This is a genomic window from Plantactinospora veratri, from assembly GCF_036421995.1.
GTDB classification, from domain to species: domain Bacteria; phylum Actinomycetota; class Actinomycetes; order Mycobacteriales; family Micromonosporaceae; genus Plantactinospora; species Plantactinospora veratri.
Map to the genome: position 1 here is coordinate 125,032 of NZ_JAZGQL010000009.1, position 24,379 is coordinate 149,410.

The following is a 24,379-nucleotide window of genomic DNA, read 5'->3' on the forward strand; positions in this document are numbered from 1 at the left end:
ATCCTAGGCGTGAGGTGTGGCACATGACGCGCGCGGGGCTCACCGCCGAACGGCTGACAGTGGCGGCGGCGGAGCTGGCCGACGAGGTCGGCTTCGAGAACCTGACCATCTCGGCGCTCGCCCGCCACTTCGGCGTCAAGGACGCCAGCCTCTACTCCCACCTCCGCAACGCCCGCGACCTGCGGGTCAGGGTGGCAGCACTGGCCCTGACGGAACTCGCCGACCGGGCCTCCGCCGCGCTCGCCGGCCGCGCCGGCCGGGACGCGCTGGCGGCCTTCGCCGACGCCTACCGGTCCTACGCGAAACAACATCCGGGCAGGTACGCGGCGGCGCAGCTCGAACTCGACCCGCAGACGGACACCGTCGCCGCCGACGCGGCCCGCCGGCACGCCGAGCTGACCCGGGCGATCCTCCGGGGCTACCAGCTGGCCGAACCCGACCAGACCGACGCGGTACGCATGCTGAACAGCACCTTCCACGGCTACGTGAGCCTTGAGCGGAGCGGTGGATTCCGGCACCACCCCCGCCCGGTCGACGACTCCTGGGCCAGGACGGTGGATGCCGTCGACGTCGTGCTGCGGAACTGGCCGGCGCGGTGAGCGCCGCCAACCAGGAGCCGCCCGAGCCGGAGGAGCCGGGCGAGTTCGTCGCCGCAGAGCAGGCCGGTCGCGCCGCCGCCGCCGACGCTGCCCCGGCCCGGCAGCGCTGGGCGACGAGTTGGGCGTCGATGCCGCAGCTCGCCGAGCCGGAGAACATGCCGCCGCCACCCTTCACCGGGCACGGCCGGATGCTCGCCGACACCACGCTCCGGCAGACCGTCCGGCTGTCGGTGGCCGGGTCGCGGATCCGGCTGCGCCTCTCCAACGCCTTCGGCGGGGCGCCGCTGCCGGTCACCGCCGCCACGGTCGCGCTGCCGGCGGAGGGCAGGGCCGGGGTCAGCGCGATCCGGCCCGGCAGCGCCCGTCCGGTGACCTTCAGCGGCCGGGCGTCGGTGACCGTCCCGGTCGGTGCGCACCTCGTCTCCGACCCGGTCGACATCGCCGTACCGGCCCGCGCCAACCTCACCGTGACGCTCTATCTCGGGCCGGGACAGGCATCGGACCGGATCACCTCGCACCCCGGCTCCCGGACCACCTCCCACCTGCTGCGCGGCAACCACGTCGCGGCGCCGACGCTGCCCGGTGCCACCCCGGTCGACCACTGGTACCTGCTCAGCGCGCTGGAGGTGCCGGCCGGACCCGGCACCAGGGTCGCGGTACTGCTCGGCGACTCGCTGACCGACGGGCGCGGCTCCACCACCAACAGGAACGACCGCTGGCCGGACCAACTCGTGGACCGGCTGCACGGGCACGACCGGACCCGGGACGTCGCGGTGGCGAACCAGGCGGCCGGCGGCAACCGGGTACTCGCCGACGGGCTCGGGCCGAACGCGCTGGCCCGGCTGGACCGGGACGTACTCGCGCAGAGTGGCGTCGCCTGGCTGGTGGTGTTCGAGGGGGTCAACGACATCGGCACCGCCGAGGCCACCGAGGCCGCCCAGCGGACGGTCACCGACGACCTGGTCACCGCGTACGACCAGATCGTCACCCGGGCGCACACGCAGGACATCCGGGTGTACGGCGCCACACTGACCCCGTTCGGCGGCAACGACTACGACGATCCGGCCGGGATCCGGGAAGCCACCCGACAGGCGGTCAACCGGTGGATCCGCACCAGTGGCCGGTTCGACGCGGTGATCGACTTCGATCGTGCCGTACGGGATCCGACGGACCCCCGGCGACTGCTGCCGGCCGCCGACACCGGCGACCACCTGCACCTCAACCCGACCGGCTACCGGCTGCTCGCCGACGCCGTACCGGCCCGGCTGTTCCACTGAACGCCCCGCCGTGACCCGGATCAGTCGATGCGCAGCCTGACCGGATCCGGCTCCGGGAGGAGCGCCGCCAGCCAGGCGGCCGGCGCCGTCTCGTGCTCGGGGGCGATCAGCGCCGGCCCGCCCAGGGCCCGCCGCCAGTCGGGCGCGGTCGCGCCGCGCAGTGCCCGCTGCCAGGAGACCGCCCGGCCGACCTTCGCCACCCGCAGCGCCAGCCGGACCGAGCGGCGCAGGTCGGCGCGGTCCCGCAACTCGGTCCAGGGTTCCAGGTAGGCGTCGCGGAGTCGGGACAGCTCCGGACCGGCCGGGTCCACGCCGAGCTGGTCGGCGGCGACGTTCAACGCCACGAGCAGGCTGCCGAACGGGTGCGCCAGGCAGGCGTCGCCCCAGTCGAAGAAGCGCATTCCGGCGGTGCCGACGAAGACGTTGCCGTCGTGCAGGTCGTCGTGCTGGATCGACGCCGGCAGCCCGTCGGCGTCAAGGTCGGCGCACCAGCGGTCGTACTCGGGCAGCAGCGCGACCAGGGCGGCCCGGTGCGATTCGGCGAGCCGGACCGTCGGATCGGCCAGCAGCCCGGCCAGCGCGGCCGGCATCCGGGCCGGCCGCAGGTCCGGCACGCCGAGCCCGACCAGCCGGTCGGCGTGCGGGGCCACCGCACGCTGCAGACCGGCATACGTCCGCAGCAGCTCCGCCCAGCGGGCCGGATCGGGCCGCTCGGTCAGCTCCCGCAGGATCGTCCCGCCGTCCGGCCCGAGGAACCAGCCCCGGCCCCGGTCCACCGCCAGCGGTGTCACGACCAGCTCCGGGACCAACTCGGCCAGGGCCTCGACCACCCCCGCCTCGAAGGCGTTGGTCGGCACGTTCGCCTTGAACCACATCCGCCCGGCGCTGGTCTCCACCCGCCGCACGATCGACCAGGCCCGGACCCGGACCGACCGGACCGCAGCGGTGGCGGCGACGCCCTGCTCGGCCAGCCGGTCCGTGATCCAGGCGTCGCTCTCGGCCCGCCAGTCGGCGTCGAGCCGATCCTCCGCCGAGGTCTCTGCCGTCACGCCGTCACGCTAGTGCCCGGCAACCGGAGCACACATCCGCTTTTACGGCGCCGCGGCTCGGCGGCCGCTCGCTCCTCCTGTTCACCGCCGAAGCACCATATTCGGCACAGGGCGTCGCAGACCCGGACATCGGCCGCCGGGCGCGGCCGCCGGCTGCGGGGAGGTGCGCCCGGCGGCCCCGGACGGGTCCGACGAGTAGCGGAGCAACGGTTCGGGTATGGATCGCGGCATGAGCGAAGAGACGAGTGACCGGGTCGAGAACCGGGCCGCCCACCTGCTTCCGGAGGAACGCTCCGTGGGCAGCGACGACCCGGAGGCGCAGGCCGCCGCGGTGCTGGCCGACTCGGACCGGCGCGAGGCGGGAGCGGCGGTGCTGGCCGAGTCCGACCCGAGGACGACGGAGGCGGAACGCCGCATCGCCGAGGCGGCAGCCGCGCCGGACTCGTTCCTGGAACGGCGCACCTCGGAGCAGACGGTGACCCCGGAGCGGACGGTGGCCCCGGAGCAGACCGCCGCCTCCGGGCAGGCGGCGACCCCGGAGCCGCCGGACTGACGGCGTACCGGGATCAGGCCAGCGCGAACTCGTCGAAGAGCAGCACCGGGGCGTCCGGGTCCCGGGTGTCGAACCGGTAGGACCGGACCACCCCGGCGGTCGAGTCGAGGACCGAGAAGACCGTGATGTCGTCGCTCGCCACGTACGGCAGCGGGGCACCGGTCGGCCCGGTCAACGGCGCGATCGTCGGGACGACCGGCGCCAGACCGCCCGGATCACCCTGCCGGACGTGGTCCGGCCCCGCCGGCAGGTTCCGGACGGCACCGGACGACACGTCGTACGCGCCGTAGCTGTTGCCGACGTTCGAAGTCTCCAGCCAGTTGACCCCGGCCGGATTCCGGAACCGGTTCCACAGGTGCGCATGCCCGTTGTGCACCAGGTGCACTCCGGTGGCGCAGAAGAGCGGTTCGAGGTCGCGCAGGATGTGGTCCTCGGCCAGCGGGTACGCGTACCGGACGGCGCTGACCGCACCGGTGTCCGGGTCCCGCTCGACCGTCCGCACCGGATCGGTGAACGGCGGTGTCGAGTTGTCGCCGAGCCCGTGGCTGGGATGGTGGAACATCACCACCCGGTACCGGGCCGCGCGGGCCTCGGCCGAGGTCAGCTCCCGCGCCAGCCAGCGGTACTGCGCGGAGTCCCGGTGCACCGGCTCGAAGATGAACTGGCCGTGCCCCCACCGCTCGGGGTGGGCCAGGTCGGCCGGATCCTCCTGGAACTTGCCCCGCCCGACCGGCACGTGCGGGCGCCAGATCGAGGTGACGAAGAGCGTCACCAGGTGCACGTCGCCGATCGTCCGGGACCACCAGCGGGGACCGCCCGCCGCACTGCGCGGGTACGGGAAGAGTTCCTCGTACGTCGTGACGTCCCAGGACAGCCGGCGCAGTTCCGCCTCGTCCAACTCGTTCGAGTCGTCCGCCGGAGATCGCTCGCCGGCCACGTCGCTGGGCTGCGGGTCGTTGAACTGGCTGTCCAGGCTGGCCGTCTCCGACCACCGGCCCATCACCTCGTGGTTGCCGATCGCCGGGAAGATCGGGGTGTGCTGCAACAGCGGCGCACCCCGGTAGGTCCGGCCGGCGATCGGTGTCTCCGCCCGCCCCGTCATCCCGGTGAAGAAGGCGGGACCGGTGGCCGCGTCGAACCAGTCGCTGGCCCGGTCGCCGACGTTGACCATGTCGCCGGCCATCAGTACCCCGTCCAGCCGGACGCCGACGGTTTCGGCCACCTTCTCCAGGTTGGCCGCCGTCATCGCCTTGAGCTGGTGGTCGCTGCTCAGCAGCAGCCGTACCCCCGCCCCGGCGGGTGCCGCCGGAGCCAGCGAGTACGCCGCGGTGACGGTGACCCGGTCCGGACCGTGCGGCGCGACCACCCGGTACGGCGTACGGCCGGATGCCAGCCCGGTGACCCGGGCCAGATGCCGGTACACCGGACGGCGGGTCACCGTCGGATAGCTGCGGCCCGGCACCCGGGACCCGGCGTCCTCCCGGGTACGGGAGAGCGGGTGGACCCGCGCCGCGAACCGCCGCCATCCGGGGCCGGACGACCGGTCGCCGGAGGCGGCGTCCCGGGCCTGCCGGGGCGACATCCCGGCCACCTCCGGGCCGGCCAGCACGAACCCGCCGGTGCCGGGCTCCTCGGTGTGCCAGGCGACCCAGACAGCGTCCCGGCCCGGATCCAGCAGATACGGCTCGCAGAGCAGCGGTGCGGAGTACTCCGTCATCGCACGTGATCTTCCGTCATCGCGGACAGTCAACCATGGGGTCAGCCGAGCGGGTCCCAGTGGCTCGCGTAGCGGAGCAGGGACTGGGCGAGGTGCGGGTGGCTGCCGGCCCACAGGTCGTCGAAGAGGAACCACTGCTGGAAGCCGAACACCTCGTCGGTGTACATCGCCAGTTGGGCCAGGTGGGCGGAGACGAGCAGCAGCGACCGGTCCGGATGCGCGTCGGCGGGCATCGGCGGCAGCGCCGAACGGCGCGCGGCAACCGGATCGGAGTCGTCGGCGCCGTCGGGCAGCTCGGGCCAGGGCTCCCAGATCGGCCCGTGGAAGCCCGGCCACTCGACGGCCCGGCGCAGCGCCGGCTCGATCGACTCGTCCGCCGGGTCGAGCAGCACCGAGAGCACCTTCAACTCCGGCGGCCAGTCCGGGTCGGGCCGCCCCGGCGCGGCGAGCCCGTCCCGGAGCCGGGCGGCGAGCCCCGGCAGGCGCACCCCGGGAAACACCTGTGGCGGGGTGGTGGCGATCGACGCGCCGTCGTAGAAGGTCAGCAGCACCGCATAGGTGGCGCCGACGCCTCCGGCGGGCGGCAGCGCCGGCTGGGCGGCAACCGCTGGTACGAAGGCGGCGCCGGGGCTCTCCGGCGCGGTGACCTCGGCGGGCAGCGGCCACGACTGGAACAGGTAGGCCAGCCGGTCCGGCGCGGCGGCCAGCACCTCGTCGTCGAGGAAGAAGTACGCCAACTCGACCTCGTCGTCGTCGGTGTACGCCCGCACGGAGTGCTCGGTGACCCGCAGGTGGGTCTCCGGTTCACCTTCGAGGTAGAGGTGCTCGCGCAACAGGTCGTGGAGTTCCCGCCAGTCGCGCGGCGGGGCGAGCTGCCGCCGCACCGCCTCCTCGAAGATCGAATCCAGTCCGTAGACGTCGACGCCGAGCTGGTCCTCGACCCACTTCTCCGGGTCCTCGACGGTCCAGCCCCGGCGGAACCAGTCCAGCACCCCTGTCCCCGGCAGGTGGCGGACGTGCTTGCTCAGCGGCCCCTCGTAGTGGGAGCGGTACCCGAAGTACACCCTCGGGATGATGCACCACCCCACCGACATTCCCGCCCGGGTCAGATGGCGGTGGCCCGGGCCACCTTCCACTCGCCGCCGACCCGCTTCAGTTCGAGGACCACCCGGTTCTGGTCGACCTTCTCCCCGTCGGTGTTGGCGTTGCGCCGGTACTGGTTCAGATAGACCAGCAGCTCCACCTCGGCCGACTCCGCCCGGATCACCCCGCTGGCGGAAACCTCCGCGAGCACCACCGCCTGCTCGGAGACGGCCGTCGCCTTCAGCGCCGAGGTCGTCTCGGCGTACTCGTCGGCGAACGGGCCGGTCACGAAGGCCCGCCCGTTCGCCACGCTGGCGTCGAAGCTGCGGTAGTCGTAGGAGAAGATCGCCTTGGCGGCCGGACCGGCGGTGGCCAGCGCCTGGCGTACCGCCGAGTCGCGCTGTTCGGCCCGATGGTGGGCGTACCAGGCGGTGCCGGCCGCCGTGGCGGCGAGCACGGTGGCGACCGCGAGGGCGAGGTGCAGGCGGCTGCCGGTGTAGCGGCGCCGCGCCGGGGCAGCCTCGGCGCCCCGTTCCGCGCCGTCGTCCGCCGGCTCCCCGCTGGTACGACGCCCGGGGCGCAGCCGGCGGGCGAGTGTGGCGATGGACGATCGCATCGGAGAACTCCTCTCAGCCGACGAACTGGAGCCGGGAGACCAGCCAGGTGTCGGAGTCGCCATCCCTGGTCAGGTCGACCTGGATCCGGTAGTGCGCGGGCCGCCCGTCCGGGGCGTTCACGTTCTTGACGGTCGCGTCCATCGCCACCAGTACCACCGCGTGGCGCCGGTCGCCGGAGAGCAGGCCGGCGCGCAGCACCGTACCCCTGGATTCGACCTTGTTCTCCAGCACCGCCGCCCGGACCTTGGCCTGGCCCCGGACGAACTCCTCCTTGAACTCCCCGGTCGCGCCGGCCGTGATCCGCTGGAGGTCGCTGTCCACACTGGAGGCGCTGACCGAGACGAAGTTGACGGTGGTCTGCCGGGCGGCGGCCAGGGCCTGCCCGTGGGCCCGCTCGACCGCCCGGTCCTCCCAGCACCGATAGCCGAAGACCCCGGCCAGGGCGAGTGCCGCACAGAGCGCGACGACCAGTCCGACCGTGGTGCCGAGCCGCCGCCTCGACCCCCTCCGCCCGGGACCCGCCGCCGCCACGGTCGAGCCCGGGTCGCCCGTCGACGCCGCCTCGGCGGTGCCGGCCGCCTCGTCCGTCGAGTCCCCCTCGGCGGTGCCGGCCGGCTCGTCCGTCGCGACGCGCTCCTCGGTCTCCGGCTTCTCCACCGGTTCCTGGTCGAGCCGTTCGAGGATCTCCTCCACCGGGTCCTTGGCTGCGGGCACCCGGCGGGTCACCGTACGCCGGGTCGCCGCTCGCCCGCCCCGGGCCGGCTGCCGCGTCCCGTCACCCGACCGGCGTGCCCCGCCGGTCGGGCCCCGTCCCTCGCCGGTCGGCTGCCGGGGTACCTCCGGAGTGCTCGGATCGGCCGCTGCCGTGCCCTTCACCAGTTTCAACCTGCGTTCCTCACCGCTGCGCATCGGTCGGCTCCTCGAATCGGTCACGGCGCGAGGCCGGCGAGTAGGAGTTGCTTCCAGGACTGGTCGCCGGCGAGCTGGTACTGCCCGCCGGTCGAGCCGAAGGAGAGCGGGCCGCCGGCCGGACCCAGCGCGACCCCGGTCGCGGGGTCGTAGCCGGCGACCGTGGCCGGGGAGACCGGCGGGGCGTCCCCGGCCGGCTCGTCCGGCTCCGGCAGCGCCGGCCCGCCGGGCCGGGACGGCGCCGGGTCCGTGCCGCCGGGGCGGGGCGCCGCCGCGTTGCCCCGGACGCTGGAACCTCGGGCCGCCTCCGCCGACGTGCAGCGGGTGGACCCGTGGTAGACGCAGGCGGGCGGGTCGGCGATGTTCACCACGAGTCCGAAGTGCACGGTGCCGTCGCCGGGGGTGACGGTGAACGCGCCGTCGACCACCAGCGGATAGACCACCAGCAGTTGCTCGATGCCGGGCAGCCGCCGGGCGGCCACCCCGTTCACCGCGACCAGGTTCCCCAGCAGGGTGCCGATCGACGGGTCCAGGTCGCGGAGCAGGCCGACGAGTTCGGTGGCGGCGGGCGGCCCGTCGGCGAGGATCCGCCGCAGGTCCGGATCGGCCGCCCGGACCGTCTCGGCGAGCCGGGCCAGCCCGTCCGCCCAGCGCCGCAACGCTTCGGCGGACTCCTGCTGGGTACGCAGCACGGTGCGCCCGTCCCGGATCAGCGTCACCGTCTCCGGCAGCCGCAGGGTCGCCTCGGCCAGCAGCGCGCCGCTCGCGTCGAGGATCCGGCGCAGCGCCGCCTCGTTGCCCTCGAAGGCGACGCCCAGCTCGTCGATCACCACCGCCAGGTCGTCCGGGTCGATGGAGCGGACCAGCGCGTCCAGGTTCGCCAGCAGGGTCTCCGGGGCCAGCGGGGTGCCGGTACGGTCCCGGGGGATCACCGCACCCTCCGGCAGGTACGGCCCGCCGTCGCGCTCGGGGCGCAGGTCTACGTACTGCTCGCCGACGGCGGAACGCTGCGAGACCACCGCGCGCAGCGCGTCGGGTACGCGTACTCCCTCGTCGAGCCGGAGGGTGACCCGGACCGCCCCGTCGTGCAGGTCGACCGCCTCGACTCGGCCGACCGGGACGCCCCGATAGCTGACCGACGCGTTCGGAAAGATGCCCCCGGCGTCGGCGAAGTCGGCGTGCAGCAGGTAGCCGTGCCCGAGCAGCCGGTCGCCGAGCCCGACGTAACGGACCGCGACGTAGCTGATCCCGAGCACGCTGACCAGCAGGAACGCCAACACCTGGAGTCGGGCGGTACGTCCGATCATCGCAGCAACCCCCCGCCGAGTACGTCGAGCAGCCCGCCGGTCCGCCCGTTCGTCGCCCCGTCCGGCGGCGGCAGCAGGCAGCCGGGGGAGAGGATGGTGCCCAGCGGCAGTTTGGTGCCGGGCGGGAAGACGGTGCCCGGCGGCACCACCCCGCCGGGTGGCAGCAACCCGCCCGGCGGCAGCAGCGACCCGGGCCGGAGCAGTTCACAGCCGGGCGGCAACTCGCACTCGGGCAGCAGTGGCGGCAACCAGTCGATCGGCAGCAGCCCGCCGACCGGCAGGCAGATCGGTGGCAGTACGCCGGGCAGCAGCGGGCCCACCCCACCGCCCGGCCGCTCGTCGTCGTCACCGCCACCGCCGGGGCGCTGCCCGCCGCCGTTCGCACCGGGCCGGTTGCCGCCGGTGCTGCTGCCGCCGGGCCGGGTCGGGTTCTTCGACGGCGGTTTCGCCACCGGCTTGGCCGAGAAGAGGTTGGCCAGGATCGCCGCGGCGTCCAGGTCGGCGGTGACCGACAGGTTGATGTAGTCGCCGACGATCGCCCCGGTGACGTTCGGCGGGAACGGGTACGACAGCATGAAGTCGAGCGACTTCGGCAGCGCGTCACCGGCCCGGACGAGCTGTTCGAGGGTCGGTTGCAGGGCCCGTACGCTCGCCACCAGGTCCTCGCGGCTCTCGGTGACCACCCGGGCGCCCACCCGGCCCAGTTCGCCGAGGGCGGTGACCGCCGCGCTGAGCTGCTCCCGCTGCTCGGCCAGTACGGTGAGCCCGGGGTCGAGGGCGGAGAGCGCGTCCCCGATCACGGCCCGCTGCCGGGCCAGCCGAGCCGTCAGCCGGTCCAGCGCGTCCACCGCGCGGACCAGGTCCGCCTTCTGCCGGTCGAGCCCGGTCACGAAGGTGTCCAGCTGGCGCAGCGCGTCCCGGGCGGCCGGCTCCCGGCCCTGCAACGCGGCGGCGAGTTCCTGGTTGATCGTCTTGAGCTGGGCCAGCCCGCCGCCGTTGAGCAGCAGCCCGAGCGCGGCGAGCACCTCCTCGACCTCGGCCGACCGCTTCGTCCGGGCCAGCGGGATCACGGCGTCGTCGCCGAGCTGCCCGGCGGGTGGCTCGGTGACCGGGGCGGCCAGGGCGACGTACTTCTCGCCGAGCAGGCTGGTCTGCCGGACGGCGGCGGTGGCGTTGCCGGGCAGCTGCACGGTGCGGTCGATCCGGAGCCGGACCAGGGCGGTCCAGCCGCGCAGCGAGATCGCCTGCACGCTGCCCACGGTGACGTCGTTGACCTTGACGGCGGCCTGCGGCACCAGGTCGAGCACGTCGGCGAACTCGGCCGTGACCTGGTAGGCCGGCCCCCTCGGCGCGCCGCCGGGCAGCGGCAGGTCGGCCAGGTCCGGGATGGTGCAGCCGGTCACCCCGACCGCCGCCGCCAGCAGCGTCGCCACCGCCCGGCTCGCCGACCGTCCTCCCCGGGATCCGGTCGCCGGACGAGCGCCTCGGAACCCGGTCGCCGGACGAACGGCGGGGGAGTCGGGCCGGTTCATCGCAGACCTCGCAGGATGCCGCCGAGCGTGCGGTCGAGCGACACCTCCGGTCCCGGCGCACCCGGTGCGGGCTCGCCGGTATCGGCGGCCGGCGGCCGCGGCGTCGCGGGGGCGGGCTTGGCGGAGGGCGGCAGGTTGAGCAGCTTGCGCAGCTCCTCCGGCAGCGGCAGCCGCTTCAGGTTGAGGGTCTCGGCCAGCTCGAAGCAGCGCTTCGGCACCTTCGGCACCGGCAGCGCGTCGGCCAGCGTCGCGCAGACGTACGCGGCCGGGTCGTACGGCCCGAGCAGGTTGTCCCGGGTGTCCAGGGTGCCGGAGCGGGCGTTGTAGCCCAGATTCAGGTTGGAGAGGGTCAGCGGTGCCACGTCCAGGATCTTGATCAGCGCCCTCTGCTGCCGGACCAGCACGTTCGTCACGTCCGCCAGTCCCTCCACATTGGATTTCAGCAGCGCCCGGTTCTCCCGGACGAACCGGGTCACCTCGCCGAGCGCGGTCGCCAGGTTGCGCAGCGCCGCGGCCAGGTCACCGCGTTCGGCGGCGAGCTGCCCGGCCACGTCGGCGAGTCGGGAGTTGAACGCCCGCACCTGCTGGTCGCTGCGGGCCAGCGCGGTGGTGAACCGTTGCAGGTTCGCCACCGTGCCGAAGAGGTCCTGCCGCCCCTCGGCGAGGGTGTCCAGGGCCTGGGAGAGCCCGTCCAGGGTGTCGTGCAGGTTCTCACCGTTGCCGGCCAGGTTGGCCCGGGCGGTGCCGAGCAGCTCGTCCAGCGCGCCGTCGGCGTTGGCGCCGTCCGGGCCGAGCGCCCGGTTGAACTCGTCGAGTGACCGGTAGATGTCGTCGATCTCCATCGGCGCCATCGTCCGGTCCACCGGCAGCTCGGCACCGTCGGGCAGCCGGGCGCCGCCGGAGTAGGCCGGGGTGAGCTGGACGTACCGGTCGCTGACCAGGCTCGGTGGCACGATCACCGCCGACGCGTCGGCCGGGATGTCCTGCTCGGCGTCGTAGCGCAGCTCCATCCGGACGGTACGCCCGACCGGCTCGATCGAGACGACCTCGCCGACCCGCACCCCGAGCACCCGTACGTCGGAGCCGGGGTGGATGCCGACCGCCCGGGTGAAGTGCGCGACGAGCCGCCGCTGCGGGGTGCCCTGGTGCAGCAGCACGAACGTGGCGGCGGCGGCCACCACCACGGTCATCCCGGCGGCGAGCATGGCCCGGCGCCGGTTCGGCGGGGCGAGCAGCCGGCGCATCAGCGACCTCCCGTCGGCACGTACGGCTGGAGCAGCCCGCGAAGATAGGAGTCGAACCACCGGCCGTTGCCGAGCACGTTGGTGAAGGCGTCCAGGAACGGCCCCATCGTCTGCAACGTCCGCTCCAGGTCGTCGCGGTTGCGTTGCAGCGTCGCCACCACACCGCGCAACTGGCGCAGCGTCGGCTCCAGCGTGGCGCGGTTGTCGGCGACCAGCCCGGAGAGCTGGGTCGCCAGGTCGCGGGTGCCGACCAGCAGCTCGTGGATGGCGTCCCGCCGCCGGTGCACCTCGTCGAGCAGCAGTGTCCCGTCCGCGACCAGCCGGCGGAACTCCTCGTCCCGGTTCGCCAGCACGTCGGTGACGCCCCGGGCCCGCTCCAGCAGCTCGCGCAGCTCGGCGTCCCGGCTGGCGACCGTGCGGGAGAGCCGGGAGAGCCCGTCCAGCGAGGAGCGGACGCTGCCGGGCGTGTCGGCGAAGGTCTCGGCGAGGGTGGTGAACGCGGTCGCCAACTGGGCGCTGTCGATCTCGTCGAGCGTGCCGGCCAGGCCGGTGACCGCCTGCATCACGTCGAACGGCGACGCGGTGCGGGAGAGCGGGATCTCGGCGTCCTCGGCCAGCCGGCCCGGCCCGGCCGGAGCCAGCGCCAGATATTTCTGGCCGAGCACGGTCTTGATCCGGATGGTCGCACCGGTCTGGCTGCCGAGCCGCAGCTCGCCGTCGTCGATCCGGAACCGGACCCGGACGTACGGGCCGGTGCCGCCCCGGGCCAGGTCCACCTCGGTCACCTCGCCGACGCGTACCCCGGCGACCCGGACCTCGCTCCCCTCGGCCAGCCCGCTGGCGTCGGAGAACGCCGCCGCGTACGCCCGGTTGCCGAGCGCGGCGATGTCGTCCAGCCGGAACGCGGTCAGCAGCAGGCCGGTCAGCACCAGCAGCCCGATCGCGCCGACGACGACGGGATTGCGTTCCCGGAACGGTTTCACCGGGCACCTCCTGATCCGGCGCAGCGGGCGGCCTGGGAACTGAACGTCGCCGGGTTGACGCTCTGCCCGCCGAGCGCCAGCCGGCCGTCGAAGTCGCAGACGAAGAGGTTGAGCCAGGAGCCGTCCGAGGCGACCCGGGTCAGCCGCTCGTACCGGTCGGGCAGCCGGCCGAGGGTGCCGTCGATCACCGCCGCGTTCCGGTTGAGGGTGCCGGCGAGTTCGCCGAGTTCGGTCACGTCGGCGGCGAGCGCCGGCCGGGCGTCGGCGAGCAGCGCGGCGGTGCTGCCGGTGAGCTTGCCGAGGTTGACCAGGGCCGCGCCGATCGCCTCGCGGTCGCCGGCCAGCCCGGAGACGAACTGCTGCAACGAGCGGATGGTCTGGTCGAGTTCGGCGTCCCGGTCGGCGAGGGTCGCCAGCACCGAGTTGAGGTTGGTCACCACCCGGCCGATCACCGCGTCCCGGTCGGCGAGGGTGTTGGTCAGCGAGGCGGTGTGCGCCAGCAGGCTGGAGACGGTACCGCCCTCGCCCTGGAGCACCTGGATGATCTCGTACGCCAGCTTGTTGACGTCCTGCGGGCTCAGCGCGGTGAAGAGTGGCCGGAACCCGTTGAAGAGGGTGGTCAGGTCGAGGGCCGGGGTGGTCTGGCCGATCGGGATCAGCCCGTCCGGGCGCAGCGGCGGTCCGTTGCCGGGGCCCTCGGCGAGCGCGACGTAGCGCTGGCCGATCAGGTTGCGGTACCGGATCTTCGCCCGCACGGTGCTGCGGAGCGGCACCTCCTCGGTCAGCCTCAGGGTGACCTCGGCGACGGTGTCCTGCACCACCCGGATCTCGTCGACCTGGCCGACCCGGACCCCGGCGATCCGGACGTCGTCGCCGGGCAGCAGGCCGGTGACGTCGGTGAACCGGGCCCGATAGCTGGTGCCGCCGAAGGAGAGGGAGCCGAGCGCCTGGCCGAGCACCCCGGTGAGCAGCAGCGTCACCGCGGCGAACGCGACCAGCTTGACCAGCGGTCCGACCGGTACCCGCCTCATTTGACGTTCACCACCGCTCCGCGCAGCAGCGGGCCCCAGAGCAGCACCGCGATGTCGGGCACCTGCACCGGCAGGGTGTCGGTGGCGGCTCCGATGATCGGCTTGAGCAGGTTCTGTTCCTCCTTCGTGCCGGCGGTGCCCATCGCCGGCGGGTTGCCGGCAGTCGGGGCAGCACCGGTACTGGCGGCGGTGCCGGCCGGTGGCCTGCCGACCGGCAGCTTCACCGGGCCGGGGCGGGAGCCGCCGTGGTCGTAGCCGTCCTCGATCCGCACCTCGGGTGCCGGTGGCGTCGGATTGGGCAGTTCCCGGCACTGCGGGCCGGTCGAGGCGGCGTACACCGGGGCGTCCCGGCCGGGCTGGTAGGCGCCGTTGTCCCGGGTCACCTCCAGCGTCACGTGCATCCGGCCGTTCCGGAACACCTCCTCGGCGCGCGGCTGCGCCCGCACCAGCCCCTGCATCAGGCACGGATATTCCGGGGCGTACGCGGCCAGCAGTTCGAGTACCGGTCGGCCCAGCTCGCCGAGTCGGACCACCTGGTCACCGTGCCGGTCCAGGAAGAGCCGGCCCACGTCGGCGGCGTCGGTCGCCTCGGCGAGGAAGGCCGCGAGCTGGGTCCGCTGGTCTGCGACGGTCCACGCGGTCGGGGTGACGTCGCGGAGGATGGCCAGCAGGTCCGGCAGGGCCGCGTCGTAGGAGTCCAGTACCGCCGCGAGCCGCCGGACGTCCTCGGTGAGTGCCGGCAGCTCGCGGTTGAGTTCGCTGAGGTAGCCGTCGAGGGCTTCCAGGGTCTGCCCGAGCTGCTCGCCGCGACCGTCCAGCGCGGTGGCGAGCGCGGCCAGGGTGCTGGCCAGCTTGTCCGGGCGGATCGACTGGAGCAGCGGCAGCGCCTCGTCGAGGACCCGTTCCAGCTCGACGCCGTTACGGCTGCGGTCCTGGCTGATCACGGCACCGTCGCGCAGCGGAGCGGCGGTGGAGCCGGCCGGGGCGACCAGGGCCACGTACCGCTCGCCGAAGAGGGTCTTCGGGAGCAGCCGGGCGGTGACGTCGGACGGTACCTGCCCGACCAGGTCCGGGTCGAGCGCGAGCCGCAGCCGGGCCCGCGCCCCGTCGCTGCCGATCTCGCGTACCTCGCCGACCGGCACGCCGCGCAGCTTCACCTCGGCCCCGGGACTGAGCTGCATCCCGGTCTGCGCCGTGTAGAGGGTCACCCAGGCGACCGGGGTGAAGACCTTGCGGTACTGCAACACGGCCAGCGTCAGCGCGGCGACGAGCACCACGACGAAGACGATGCCGAGGAAGCGCCGGCCCAGTGCCGACCCTCGCGTGTTCACCTTCTCACCCCGCGATCCGTACGGTCGTGGTCGCGCCCCAGATGGCCAGCGACAGGAAGAAGTCGACGATGTTGATCGCCACGATGGCGGTACGCACCGCCCGGCCGACCGCGATGCCGACCCCGGCCGGCCCGCCGCTGGCGTGGTAGCCGTAGTGGCAGTGCACGAGGACGACGATCACGCTGAACACCAGCACCTTGCCGAACGACCAGAGCACGTCCACCGGGGGCAGGAAGAGGTGGAAGTAGTAGTCGTAGGTGCCGGCCGACTGTCCGAAGTAGAAGACCGCGATGGCTCTGGTCGCCAGATAGCTGGAGAGCAGGCCGACCACGTAGAGCGGGACGACCGCGACGAAGCCGGCGATCATCCGGGTGGTGACCAGGAACGGCAGCGACGGCACCCCCATCACCTCCAGGGCGTCGACCTCCTCGGAGATCCGCATCGCGCCGAGCTGGGCGGTGAAGCCGGAGCCGACCGTCGCCGACAACGCCAGCCCGGCGACCAGCGGCGCGATCTCCCGGGTGTTGAAGTAGGCCGAGACGAACCCGGTGAAGGCGCTGCTGCCGAGCTGGTCGAGCGCCTGGTAGCCCTGGAGGCCGACCTCGGTGCCGGTGAAGAAGGTCAGGAAGCAGATCACCCCCACCGTGCCACCGGCGACCGCGAGCCCGCCGCGACCGAAGCTGATCTCGGCGAGGAGTCGCACGACCTCGCGGCGGTAGCGGTGCAGGGCCCGCGGGGTCCAGGCGAACGCCCGCAGGTAGAAGGCGAGCTGGCCGCCGAGGTTGTCCAGGGTGCTTCTCATCGGCACCTCACATCCCCCGCTGCGGCACGAGCTGGAAGTAGACCGCGGTGATCACGAAGTTCAGCGCGAAGAGCAGCATGAAGGTGAGTACGACGCTCTGGTTGACCGCCTCACCGACCCCCTTCGGCCCACCCCGTGCCGTCATCCCGTGGTACGACGCCACCAGCGCGGCCACCGCACCGAAGAGCAGCGCCTTCACCTCGCCGACGGCGAGATCGGAGAGTTGACCCAGCGCCTGGAAACTGGCCAGATACGCCCCCGGGGTGCCACCCTGCATCACCACGTTGAAGAAGTAGCCGCCGGCCACCCCGACCACGCTGACCAGACCGTTGAGCAGCGCCGCGACCAGTGCGGCGGCGACGATGCGCGGTGCCACCAGCCGGTGCACCGGGTCGATGCCGAGCACCTGCATCGCGTCCAGCTCCTCGCGGATCTTCCGGGCACCGAGGTCGGCGCAGATCGCCGAGCCACCCGCCCCGGCGATGATCAGCGCGGTCACGATGGGGCTGGCCTCGCGCACCACCGCCAGTACGGAGGTGGCGCCGGTGAACGACTGGGCGCCGAGCTGGCGTACCAGGGAACCGAGCTGTAGCGCGATCACCGCGCCGAACGGGATCGCCACCAGCGCGGCCGGCAGGATCGACACCGAGCTGATGAACCAGGCCTGCTGCACGAACTCGCGGACCTGGAACGGCCGCCGGACCAGCCCGCGCAGCGCGTCCAGGCAGAAGGCGAAGAAGTGCCCGGCACCGCGCAGCCCGGCGGTGGCCCGGGCCGGGCCGGTCTGCCCGGTGCCGGCCGGCGGGCTCATCGCAGCGCCTCGGTCGGCTGCCAGACGCTGCCCTGCACGCCCTGGAACGAGCCGGCCGGTGGTGTGACGCCGTGCTCCGCGCACCACCGGCCGGGCGGCTGCTCGGCCGGGCGGGGCCGCCCGTCGGAGGGGGCGAGTTGCAGCGGTATCGGCGGCAGCGGCGGCAGCTCGGCTCCCGCCTCGGCCTCGGCCCGCAACTCGTCGGAGTCCTTCTCCTCGGCCATCCCGATCGGGCCGATCCGCTGGGCGTTCAGGAACTGCCGCACCACCGGCTCGGTACTGGAGAGCAGCATCTCGCGCGGCCCGAACATGGCGAGGTGACCGTGGTAGATAAGCCCGATGTTGTCCGGCACCGTACGGGCGGTGTTGATGTCGTGCGTGACGATCAGGAACGTCGCACCGGTCCGCTGGTTGAGGTCGATGATGAGCTGGTTGAGATAGGCGGTGCGCACCGGGTCGAGCCCGGAGTCCGGCTCGTCGAAGAGGATGATCTGCGGATCCAGCACCAGCGCCCGGGCCAGCCCGGCGCGCTTGCGCATGCCGCCGGAGATCTCACCGGGCAGCTTCCGTTCCGCGCCGAGCAGCCCGACCATCTCCAGCTTCTCGTGCACCACCGCCCTGACCTCGGCCTCCGACTTGCGGGTGTGCTCGCGCAGCGGGAAGGCGACGTTGTCGTAGATGTTCATCGAGCCGAACAGCGCGCCGTCCTGGAACAGCACGCCGAAGAGCTTGCGGACCTCGTAGAGGGCGCGCTCGGAGAGCCGGGGGAGGTCCCGGCCCTCGATCCAGATCGCCCCACGGTCCGGCTTCAACAGCCCGACCAGCGTCTTGAGGAAGACCGACTTGCCGGTGCCGGAGGGGCCGAGCAGCACGGAGATCTCGCCCGCCGGCAGGGTCAGGCTGACGTCGGACCAGACCGGTTGCCCGCCGAAGGACTTCGTCAGCCCCTCGACCCGTACCTCGACGCCCATCCGCGCACCCGCCCGCCGCAGCTCCCGGTGGACCGTCCGTCCACCGCCGTCTCTGGTGGACATCGCGCCGGGCACGCCGCGCGTAACAGCGATGGTCGGTAATTCTTCGACCACTTTCCGTGGGTACGACGTCGAGCCGTCGAAACCGCCGGGCGGCGGAGCGCACCCCGGCGGTGGTGCGATCCGGCGGCTCCCGATACGGTGCGGTTGACCCGCCGGTAACTCCAGGCGTGGTGCCGGACGAAGGTGTGGCCCCGACGAAGGTGCGACCGCATACATGACCGCAGCACCCGAGACAGATCTCGTCGCACGCGCGGCTCGACGTGACCCCGAGGCGACGGCGGCACTGCTCACCGAGGTCCGCCCCGGCCTGGTCCGGTACTGCCGGGCCAAGCTCGGCCGGATCGGCGGCGCGTACGCCACCGCCGACGACGTGGCCCAGGAGGTCTGCCTGGCGGTGCTCCGGGCGCTGCCCCGCTACCGGGACCAGGGCCGGCCCTTCTCCGCGTTCCTCTACACCATCGCCGCGCACAAGGTCGCCGACGCGCAGCGGGCCGCCATCCGCGACTCGGCGGTCACCACGGACGCTCCGCTGCCGGACGAGCCGGACGCCGAACCCGGCCCCGAGCAGCGGGCCGTCGCCACCGACCTCGCCCGTCGGCTCTCCGCGCTGCTGGCCCGGCTCCCCGAGGTGCACCGGGAGATCGTCCTGCTCCGGGTGGCGGTCGGCCTCACCGCCGACGAGGTCGGTCTCATCGTGGGAATGTCGGCCGCCGCGGTGCGGGTGACCCAGTCCCGCGCGCTGGCCCGGCTCCGCGCGCTGGCCGGCACCGCCCTGGACGAGGTCGCCGCATGAGTACGCTGCGAAGCGGAGCAGAGCGAGACGACGGTACGGGCGCGCGCAGCGACGCCGTGCCGGGGCGGGATGGGACGTTGACCGGCCGGGAGGACCCGCACCTCGATCCGACGCCCGACCCCGATCCGGCCGTGGTCGACGCCGACGAGTTGTTGCTCGACGCGCTGGGCCGGGGCGGAGCGGTGCCCGGCGGCGACCCGCTGGCCGGGGCGCTCGCCGCCTGGCGCGCGGAACTCGACGCCGACCTGCCCGCCTTCGACCTCGACGGCGCGCTCGCCCTGGCAACCCCGCACCGGGTGGGGGAGGGCCCGGACGGCATCCACCCGCCCCGTCCCGCAGTCCCCGCCCGCCGACCCCGTCCCGGTGCTTCCGCGAGCCGGTCACCGGCCGAACGTCGCCCCGGTGCCGGTCCGGACACCGCGCGCACAGCCGCCGGGCGACCGCGCCCGTTCCGCCCACCTGTGCGCCCCGGCCGGCTCGTCCGCCGGCTCGTCCTCTCCGGTGTGGTCGGCGTCGTCGTGACCGCCCTGCTCGGCCTCGGTGTCAACCACGCGGGGCCGGCCAGCCCGCTCTGGCCGGTCGCGGCGGCGGTCTATCCGGACCGGTCCGCGGTCCGCGCCGCCGAGCACACCATCCAACTCGCCCGGGAGGCGCTGGCGGAGCACCGCTACGCGCGGGCGCGGGCCGAACTGGATCGGGCGGCCGTGCAGGTGACGGAGATCCGTGACCCGGCGGAGGCCGGGCGGCTGCGTACCGAGATCGAGCGGGTCCGGCTCGGGCTGCCCGGGGCGGCGGACCACTCCGAGGCGCCTGCCGGCGAGCGGTCGACTCCGGCCCGCCCGGCACCGACGACGCCCGCTGCGGGGCGTACCCCGGCCCCGGGGCGTACTCCTGGCGGCGCCGCACCGCCGACGGTGCGGTCCGGTCCGGCGCAGCCACCCCCGGCGAGCCCGTCGGGCCGGCAGTTGCTGCCGCTGCCGGTACCGCCCGTACTGCCGTCGCTGCTGCCGTCCGGACTGCCGCTGCTGCCCAGCGGCTGCGTGCTGCTCTGCCCACCCGACGACTGACCGACCGACGTGCCGCGGTCGGAGTCAGCGGCCGCCTTCCTCCACACAGAAGACGTTGCCCTCGGTGTCCGCCAGTACGACGTACCGGAGGCGGGTCCCCGGTGGTTCCGGGTCGGCGTCGCTGGGGTAGTGGGGCCAGTCGACCCGCCGGGCGCCGAGTGCGACGAGCCGGTCGACCTCCTCGTCCAGGTCGCGGTCGTCGGCGGTGAGGTCGAGGTGGATCCGGGGGAACCGTTCGGCGGGACTCTCGCTGACGTCCATCGCGACGGCGCTGCCGGGGACACCGGGTGGCGGTTCGAGGACGATCCAGTCGTCACCGGCATACCGGGGTGGCCGGCGTAGGTAGCCGAGTGCCTGCCGCCAGAATTCCCCGGCCCGCTTGTCGTCGGTCACCCCGAGCGAGATCTGACTGATCCTCGTCACGTCGGGAGCCTAACCGGAAGCAGCAGTGTGGCGGGGGGGGGGGGGGGGGGGGGGCCCCCCCCCCCCCCCCCCCCCCGCCACAGGAGCGGTGTTCCGGCGTTCGGGTCAGTCCGCGCCGCGAGTCACCGGCGGCACCGCATCCCACCCCACCCAGGGGTCAGCCGGTCGAGCAGCTCGCGGTGGGTGTGGTGTTGTTGCCGTTCTTGTAGAGCGTGATCCCGAAGTTGTTGCCGTTGCCGTTCGGGCGTGCCGTCAGGGTGCCACTGCTGCCGCTGACCGAGGCGTTCCAGCTGCTCTGCAGGCTCTGGCTGCCGTTCGTGCGGATGCTGACGACCCAGTTGCTGGCGCCGCTGACCGAGAAGTTCACATTGAACCGGTCGCTCCACTCGTCGGCGCGGCTCACGCTGACCGAGCAGTTGCCGTTACCCGGCGGCGGGGTGGTCGGGTTGGGGCCCGGGTTGCCGCCACCACCCTCCCGGACGGTGATGTCGGAGCTACCGTTGCTCTGGTAGCCCTCGGTCGCCATCACCTGGTAGGCCCAGCTGCTGCCGAGGTTCAGGCCGGCGCGGGCCCAGGCGTCCATGTGGTTGCCGAAGGTGATCGTACCGCTGCTGCGCTTCTGCTGGCGGACGCTCCAGAACTGGTAGAACGTGGCGGTACCGTCGATCGACGGCTGGTTCACCCGCTGGCTGCGGAGGATGTCGTAGGTGCCACCGTCGGTGGTCACCGTGCCCATCCGGGTGGCGCCGCTGCTCGGGTTGTAGCTGCCGAAGTTCTCCACGACGTAGTACTCGATGAGCGGGCTGCGCGTCCACCCGTACAGCGCAAGGTAGGTGTTGTTGTTGCCCGGGTTGTAGGTGCCGGAGTAGCTGACCGTCCGCCGGCCACCGCTGGACCAGCCCTTGCCGCCGACCCAGTTGTTGGTGCTGTTGCTCCACGAGCTGGAGTACCGGCCGTTCTCGCGCAGCGTCATGCTGGCGTTGCCGCTGTCCTTCCAGAACGAGAAGTAGAACCCGTTGTGCGTGCCGGTGGCGTTCGAGGTCAGGGTCCGGTCGGCCTCGGCATGTGCCGGAGTGCTGACCGCCACCGTGCCGGCGACGGCCATCGCTGCGGCGCAGGTGGCACCGAGGAGCAGCCGCATGCGGCCGCGCCCTCTAGATCTGGTGGGGGTGTGGTTCAGGTCGTTCATGTACTTTGCATCCTCCTCGGACGGCTGGCGCGAGGCCAGCAGCGCGGTACGCCCCGGCGGGGCCGCCGGTGGCCCGTGACGGGCATGGGACGTCGGAGTCGTACGGCGCGGTGGTGGTGGACCGGTCGTCGCGCGGCCGATGACCGGAGAGCGAGCCGTGGTGGTGAGCCATCGACAGATATGGAGGTCTGTTGATGGCGACAGTATTGGTCGGGTTCCGGTCACATGTCAACGCTTCCCGGAAATATTGCGGAAACCCTCTGCTGGTAGCGATTCGCTCCGAGGTTGTTTCAGCAGGTCAGTGTGTTGACTGACCGATCGGGACGGCGGCTCGTCGGCCGGAACGACAGTCGGGTACCCGAGATCCGGAAGGGCGTGACCGAAAGTTACGGAGAACTTCCGGTCCATGTCGCGGTCGGGCGGTGGTGGGAGCGGGCTGGGCGGGAGCAGCTCGCGGGTGGCGGCCGGGCCGCCACCCGCGAGCGCTGGTCGGCACCGGGCGATGCGCGGTCAGCCCCAGTTCTGCGGGGCCGGCTGCCGGGTGGTGACGTTGATCCGGTTGAAGAGATTGGTGGTGGCGATCCAGAGGACGAGGGCCGCCAGCTCCCGCTCGTCGAAGTGCTTGGCCGCGTCCGCCCAGATCTCGTCCGGTACGGCGTCGGCCTGGTCGGCCAGCCGGGTGGCCGACTCGGCGAGGGCCAACGCCGCGCGCTCGGCGTCGGTGAAGTAGGGCGTCTCCCGCCAGGCCGCCACCGCGAAGAGCCGCTCGTCGGTCTCACCGTTCTTCTTCGCGGCCCGGGCGCCGCTGTCCACGCACGGACCGCACCCGTTGATCTGGCTGGCCCGCAGGTGTACGAGTTCCAGCGTGGACGCCGGCAGTCCGACCGAGTGGCTCTCCTTGTAGAGCAGGTTGATCGCCTTGACCGCCTCCGGCAGGAGCGCGGCGGGGTTGTTGATCCGTGCCTGCATGACTGTCTCCCTTACGATTTTGAGGTCGGGCCGGTGTGTCGTTGTCACGCCGGCCCGTTCCCGTCCGTCGCTGTAGTGACGGCCCCGATGGAGATGCTGTGACGAAAGTGGCATAGCTCACAATGCGGGCATGGACGACGAAGTGAGGGCTCTACCGTGAGTGACAAGGACCTGCTGGCCGAACGGTTCGAGCGGAACCGGGCACAGTTGCGCGCCGTGGCGTACCGGATGCTCGGGTCGTCGGCCGAGGCGGACGACGCGGTCCAGGAGGCGTGGCTGCGGCTGAGCCGGACCGACACCAGCGGAGTCGACAACCTCGGCGCCTGGTTGACCACCGTGGTCGGCCGGATCTGCCTGGACATGCTCCGGTCGCGCGGCTCCCGCCGGGAGGACCCGCTCGACGCCCGTACCGTCGAACCGGTCGCCACCTCCGAGCAGGCCGATCCGGAGCGCGAGGCGATGCTGGCCGACTCGGTCGGGCTGGCCCTGCTGGTGGTGCTGGAGACCCTGACCCCGGCCGAGCGGCTCGCCTTCGTCCTGCACGACCTCTTCGCGGTCTCCTACGACGAGATCGCCCCGATCGTCGGGCGCAGCCCTGCCGCGTCCCGGCAGCTCGCCAGCCGGGCCCGCCGCCGGATCCAGGCGGAGGCCGCCACTCCGGAGGCGGACCTGCCACGCCAGCGCGAGATCGTGGACGCCTTCCTCACCGCCGCACGCGGCGGCGAGGTCAGCACGCTGCTCACCCTGCTCGACCCGGACGTGGTGATCCGGGCCGACCGCGTCGCCGTCCGGCTCGGCGGCCGCGCCGAGTTGCGCGGCGCGGAGCAGGTCGCCGGCTTCTTCGCCGGCCGGGCCCAGGGCGCGCGGGCCGCCGTCATCGACGGCGCGCCGGGTGCGGTGGTGGTGGCCGGCGGCCGGATCCGGATCGCCATCAGCTTCGTCGTCGGGAACGGCCGGATCATCGCCGTGGACGCGGTCGCCGACCCGGAGCAGTTGCGCGAACTCGACGTCACGGATGTGGCCTACCGTCCCGAGCCGCACCGCTGGAATGAACCTGACGCGCATCAGGTTACCGAGAAGGAGTGACAAGGGAGCCATGATGAGTCTGACCAGGTCGGAGGCGGAATTGGCGGCAGCCGGGTCGGCTGCCCGACCGGCCGCCGAACCGGACGTACCAGGTGACGAGCCGACAGAGCCGGCACCGCTTCCGGCGGTACCGGGCCTGGTGATGCTCACCGCCGGTGAGGACGCCCCGGTGTGCTCGGACGGAACCTGCCGGTAGAACCGAGGAGAAGATCAGTGCAACTCGAAGTGTGGTCCGACATCGTCTGCCCGTGGTGCTATCTCGGGAAGCGGCGGCTGGAGACGGCACTCGGGAGGTTCGAGCACGCCGACGAGGTCGAGGTCGTCTGGCGCAGCTTCCAGCTCGACCCGTCCTACCCGAAGGGGGAGCCCCGGCCCGTCCCGGAGGCGCTGCGGGAGAAGCTCGGCGCGTCGCCGGCCCAGGTCGCCGCGATGCAGGGGCACGTGACCGCGCTCGCCGCCGAGGAGGGGCTGGACTACCACCTCGACCGGTCGATCATGGCCAACACCTTCGACGCGCACCGGCTGACCCACCTCGCCCGGGAGTACGGGCTCGGCACCGAGCTGCACGAGCGGCTGATGCGAGCCAACCTGATCGAGGCGGAGAACGTCGACGACACCGAGACCCTGGTCCGGCTCGGCACCGAGGTCGGAGTACCGGCCGACGCGGCCCGCCGGGTACTGGCCGGCGACGAGTACGCCAAGGACGTCGAGGCCGACATCGCGCAGGCCCGGGCGTTCGGTGCGAACGGCGTACCCTTCTTCGTGCTGGACCGCAGGTACGGCATTTCCGGCGCGCAGCCGGTCGAGGCGTTCCTCTCCGCGCTGCGTACCGCCCACCAGGAATCGGGTGCCGGGGCCCGTTGAGCGTCGGAGCACCGTGCGCGTCGGGTGGGCCGGCGGTAGCCGCCGCACCCGACGTCGATCCGTGGACTAGGGTCACCCGCCATGGGCGCTATCAAGCCGTGGCATCTCC

General features: G+C 73.1%; 24 protein-coding genes. 7 read left to right on the forward strand and 17 right to left on the reverse strand.

Annotation, left to right across the window (positions count from 1 at the left end):
* The first annotated feature begins 23 nt into the window (after positions 1-23).
* On the forward strand, positions 24-599 hold the full coding sequence (locus V1634_RS15435; protein ID WP_331208501.1) for a TetR/AcrR family transcriptional regulator: 576 nt from the start codon (positions 24-26) through the stop codon (positions 597-599).
* The gene (locus V1634_RS15440) at positions 596-1,876 is read left to right on the forward strand and encodes an SGNH/GDSL hydrolase family protein (protein WP_331208502.1); all 1,281 of its coding nucleotides are present in this window, start codon (positions 596-598) and stop codon (positions 1,874-1,876) included. The genes V1634_RS15435 and V1634_RS15440 overlap by 4 nt, the downstream gene beginning before the upstream one ends.
* A 20-nt stretch (positions 1,877-1,896) precedes the next feature.
* On the opposite strand, the gene V1634_RS15445 is transcribed toward V1634_RS15440, so the two are convergent.
* A complete protein-coding gene (locus tag V1634_RS15445) occupies positions 1,897-2,925 on the reverse strand; it encodes a phosphotransferase family protein (protein ID WP_331208503.1) in 1,029 nt (342 codons plus the stop codon).
* A 229-nt stretch (positions 2,926-3,154) separates the two neighbouring features.
* Here V1634_RS15445 and V1634_RS15450 point away from each other — a divergent pair, with 229 nt between their 5' ends.
* Positions 3,155-3,478, forward strand: coding sequence for a hypothetical protein (locus V1634_RS15450; RefSeq protein ID WP_331208504.1), 324 nt, complete (start codon positions 3,155-3,157; stop codon positions 3,476-3,478).
* A gap of 13 nt (positions 3,479-3,491) precedes the next feature.
* On the opposite strand, the gene V1634_RS15455 is transcribed toward V1634_RS15450, so the two are convergent.
* The 13 genes from V1634_RS15455 to V1634_RS15515 all read right to left on the reverse strand — a co-directional run bounded on the left by V1634_RS15455 (position 3,492) and on the right by V1634_RS15515 (position 17,879).
* A complete protein-coding gene (locus V1634_RS15455) occupies positions 3,492-5,195 on the reverse strand; it encodes a metallophosphoesterase family protein (protein ID WP_331208505.1) in 1,704 nt (567 codons plus the stop codon).
* A 41-nt stretch (positions 5,196-5,236) separates the two neighbouring features.
* The gene (locus V1634_RS15460) at positions 5,237-6,259 is read right to left on the reverse strand and encodes a serine/threonine-protein kinase (RefSeq protein WP_331208506.1); all 1,023 of its coding nucleotides are present in this window, start codon (positions 6,257-6,259) and stop codon (positions 5,237-5,239) included.
* Between the two features lie 41 nt (positions 6,260-6,300).
* Entirely contained in the window at positions 6,301-6,894 is a 594-nt protein-coding gene (locus V1634_RS15465; RefSeq protein ID WP_331208507.1) for a hypothetical protein, read from the reverse strand.
* 13 nt (positions 6,895-6,907) lie between these two features.
* Positions 6,908-7,804 carry a hypothetical protein gene (locus V1634_RS15470; RefSeq protein ID WP_331208508.1) on the reverse strand — a complete coding sequence of 299 codons (897 nt, stop codon included), beginning with the start codon at positions 7,802-7,804 and terminating at the stop codon, positions 6,908-6,910.
* Positions 7,805-7,824: 20 nt separating this feature from the next.
* Entirely contained in the window at positions 7,825-9,111 is a 1,287-nt protein-coding gene (locus V1634_RS15475) for an MCE family protein (protein ID WP_331208509.1), read from the reverse strand.
* Complete coding sequence (locus V1634_RS15480; protein ID WP_331208510.1) at positions 9,108-10,544, reverse strand: MCE family protein; 1,437 nt, start codon at positions 10,542-10,544, stop codon at positions 9,108-9,110. The genes V1634_RS15475 and V1634_RS15480 overlap by 4 nt, the downstream gene beginning before the upstream one ends.
* Positions 10,545-10,639: 95 nt before the next feature.
* Positions 10,640-11,887, reverse strand: a complete 1,248-nt coding sequence (locus tag V1634_RS15485) for an MCE family protein (RefSeq protein WP_331208511.1) — start codon at positions 11,885-11,887, stop codon at positions 10,640-10,642.
* A complete protein-coding gene (locus V1634_RS15490; protein WP_331208512.1) occupies positions 11,887-12,870 on the reverse strand; it encodes an MCE family protein in 984 nt (327 codons plus the stop codon). Before V1634_RS15490 ends, V1634_RS15485 begins: the two co-directional genes overlap by 1 nt.
* A complete protein-coding gene (locus V1634_RS15495) occupies positions 12,867-13,901 on the reverse strand; it encodes an MCE family protein (protein WP_331208513.1) in 1,035 nt (344 codons plus the stop codon). The genes V1634_RS15490 and V1634_RS15495 overlap by 4 nt, the downstream gene beginning before the upstream one ends.
* Positions 13,898-15,232 carry an MCE family protein gene (locus tag V1634_RS15500; RefSeq protein ID WP_331208514.1) on the reverse strand — a complete coding sequence of 445 codons (1,335 nt, stop codon included), beginning with the start codon at positions 15,230-15,232 and terminating at the stop codon, positions 13,898-13,900. The genes V1634_RS15495 and V1634_RS15500 overlap by 4 nt, the downstream gene beginning before the upstream one ends.
* A 4-nt stretch (positions 15,233-15,236) precedes the next feature.
* On the reverse strand, positions 15,237-16,034 hold the full coding sequence (locus tag V1634_RS15505) for an MlaE family ABC transporter permease (RefSeq protein WP_331208515.1): 798 nt from the start codon (positions 16,032-16,034) through the stop codon (positions 15,237-15,239).
* A gap of 7 nt (positions 16,035-16,041) precedes the next feature.
* Entirely contained in the window at positions 16,042-16,845 is an 804-nt protein-coding gene (locus V1634_RS15510) for an MlaE family ABC transporter permease (RefSeq protein ID WP_331208516.1), read from the reverse strand.
* Positions 16,842-17,879 carry an ABC transporter ATP-binding protein gene (locus V1634_RS15515; RefSeq protein WP_331208517.1) on the reverse strand — a complete coding sequence of 346 codons (1,038 nt, stop codon included), beginning with the start codon at positions 17,877-17,879 and terminating at the stop codon, positions 16,842-16,844. Before V1634_RS15515 ends, V1634_RS15510 begins: the two co-directional genes overlap by 4 nt.
* Before the next feature lie 214 nt (positions 17,880-18,093).
* On the opposite strand from V1634_RS15515, the gene shbA reads away from it, so the two are divergent.
* Together shbA and V1634_RS15525 are read left to right on the forward strand one after the other, a co-directional pair.
* The gene (gene shbA / locus V1634_RS15520; RefSeq protein WP_331208518.1) at positions 18,094-18,672 is read left to right on the forward strand and encodes an RNA polymerase sigma factor ShbA; all 579 of its coding nucleotides are present in this window, start codon (positions 18,094-18,096) and stop codon (positions 18,670-18,672) included.
* On the forward strand, positions 18,669-19,739 hold the full coding sequence (locus V1634_RS15525; protein ID WP_331208519.1) for a hypothetical protein: 1,071 nt from the start codon (positions 18,669-18,671) through the stop codon (positions 19,737-19,739). Before shbA ends, V1634_RS15525 begins: the two co-directional genes overlap by 4 nt.
* 24 nt (positions 19,740-19,763) lie before the next feature.
* Here the strand turns inward: V1634_RS15525 and V1634_RS15530 are convergent, their stop codons facing one another.
* The 3 genes from V1634_RS15530 to V1634_RS15540 form a co-directional block, all read right to left on the reverse strand.
* Positions 19,764-20,162, reverse strand: a complete 399-nt coding sequence (locus V1634_RS15530) for a VOC family protein (protein ID WP_331208520.1) — start codon at positions 20,160-20,162, stop codon at positions 19,764-19,766.
* A 157-nt stretch (positions 20,163-20,319) separates the two neighbouring features.
* Positions 20,320-21,351 (reverse strand): glycoside hydrolase family 11 protein, encoded by a 1,032-nt coding sequence (locus V1634_RS15535; protein ID WP_331208521.1) that lies wholly within the window; start codon positions 21,349-21,351, stop codon positions 20,320-20,322.
* Between the two features lie 510 nt (positions 21,352-21,861).
* Positions 21,862-22,320, reverse strand: a complete 459-nt coding sequence (locus V1634_RS15540; protein WP_331208522.1) for a carboxymuconolactone decarboxylase family protein — start codon at positions 22,318-22,320, stop codon at positions 21,862-21,864.
* Positions 22,321-22,476: 156 nt separating this feature from the next.
* Here V1634_RS15540 and V1634_RS15545 point away from each other — a divergent pair, with 156 nt between their 5' ends.
* Both V1634_RS15545 and V1634_RS15550 read left to right on the forward strand, forming a co-directional pair.
* Positions 22,477-23,406: a sigma-70 family RNA polymerase sigma factor gene (locus V1634_RS15545; RefSeq protein WP_331208523.1), complete on the forward strand. Its 930-nt coding sequence runs from the start codon at positions 22,477-22,479 to the stop codon at positions 23,404-23,406.
* Positions 23,407-23,619: 213 nt separating this feature from the next.
* Positions 23,620-24,270 carry a DsbA family oxidoreductase gene (locus V1634_RS15550; RefSeq protein ID WP_331208524.1) on the forward strand — a complete coding sequence of 217 codons (651 nt, stop codon included), beginning with the start codon at positions 23,620-23,622 and terminating at the stop codon, positions 24,268-24,270.
* The last annotated feature ends 109 nt before the right edge of the window (positions 24,271-24,379 follow it).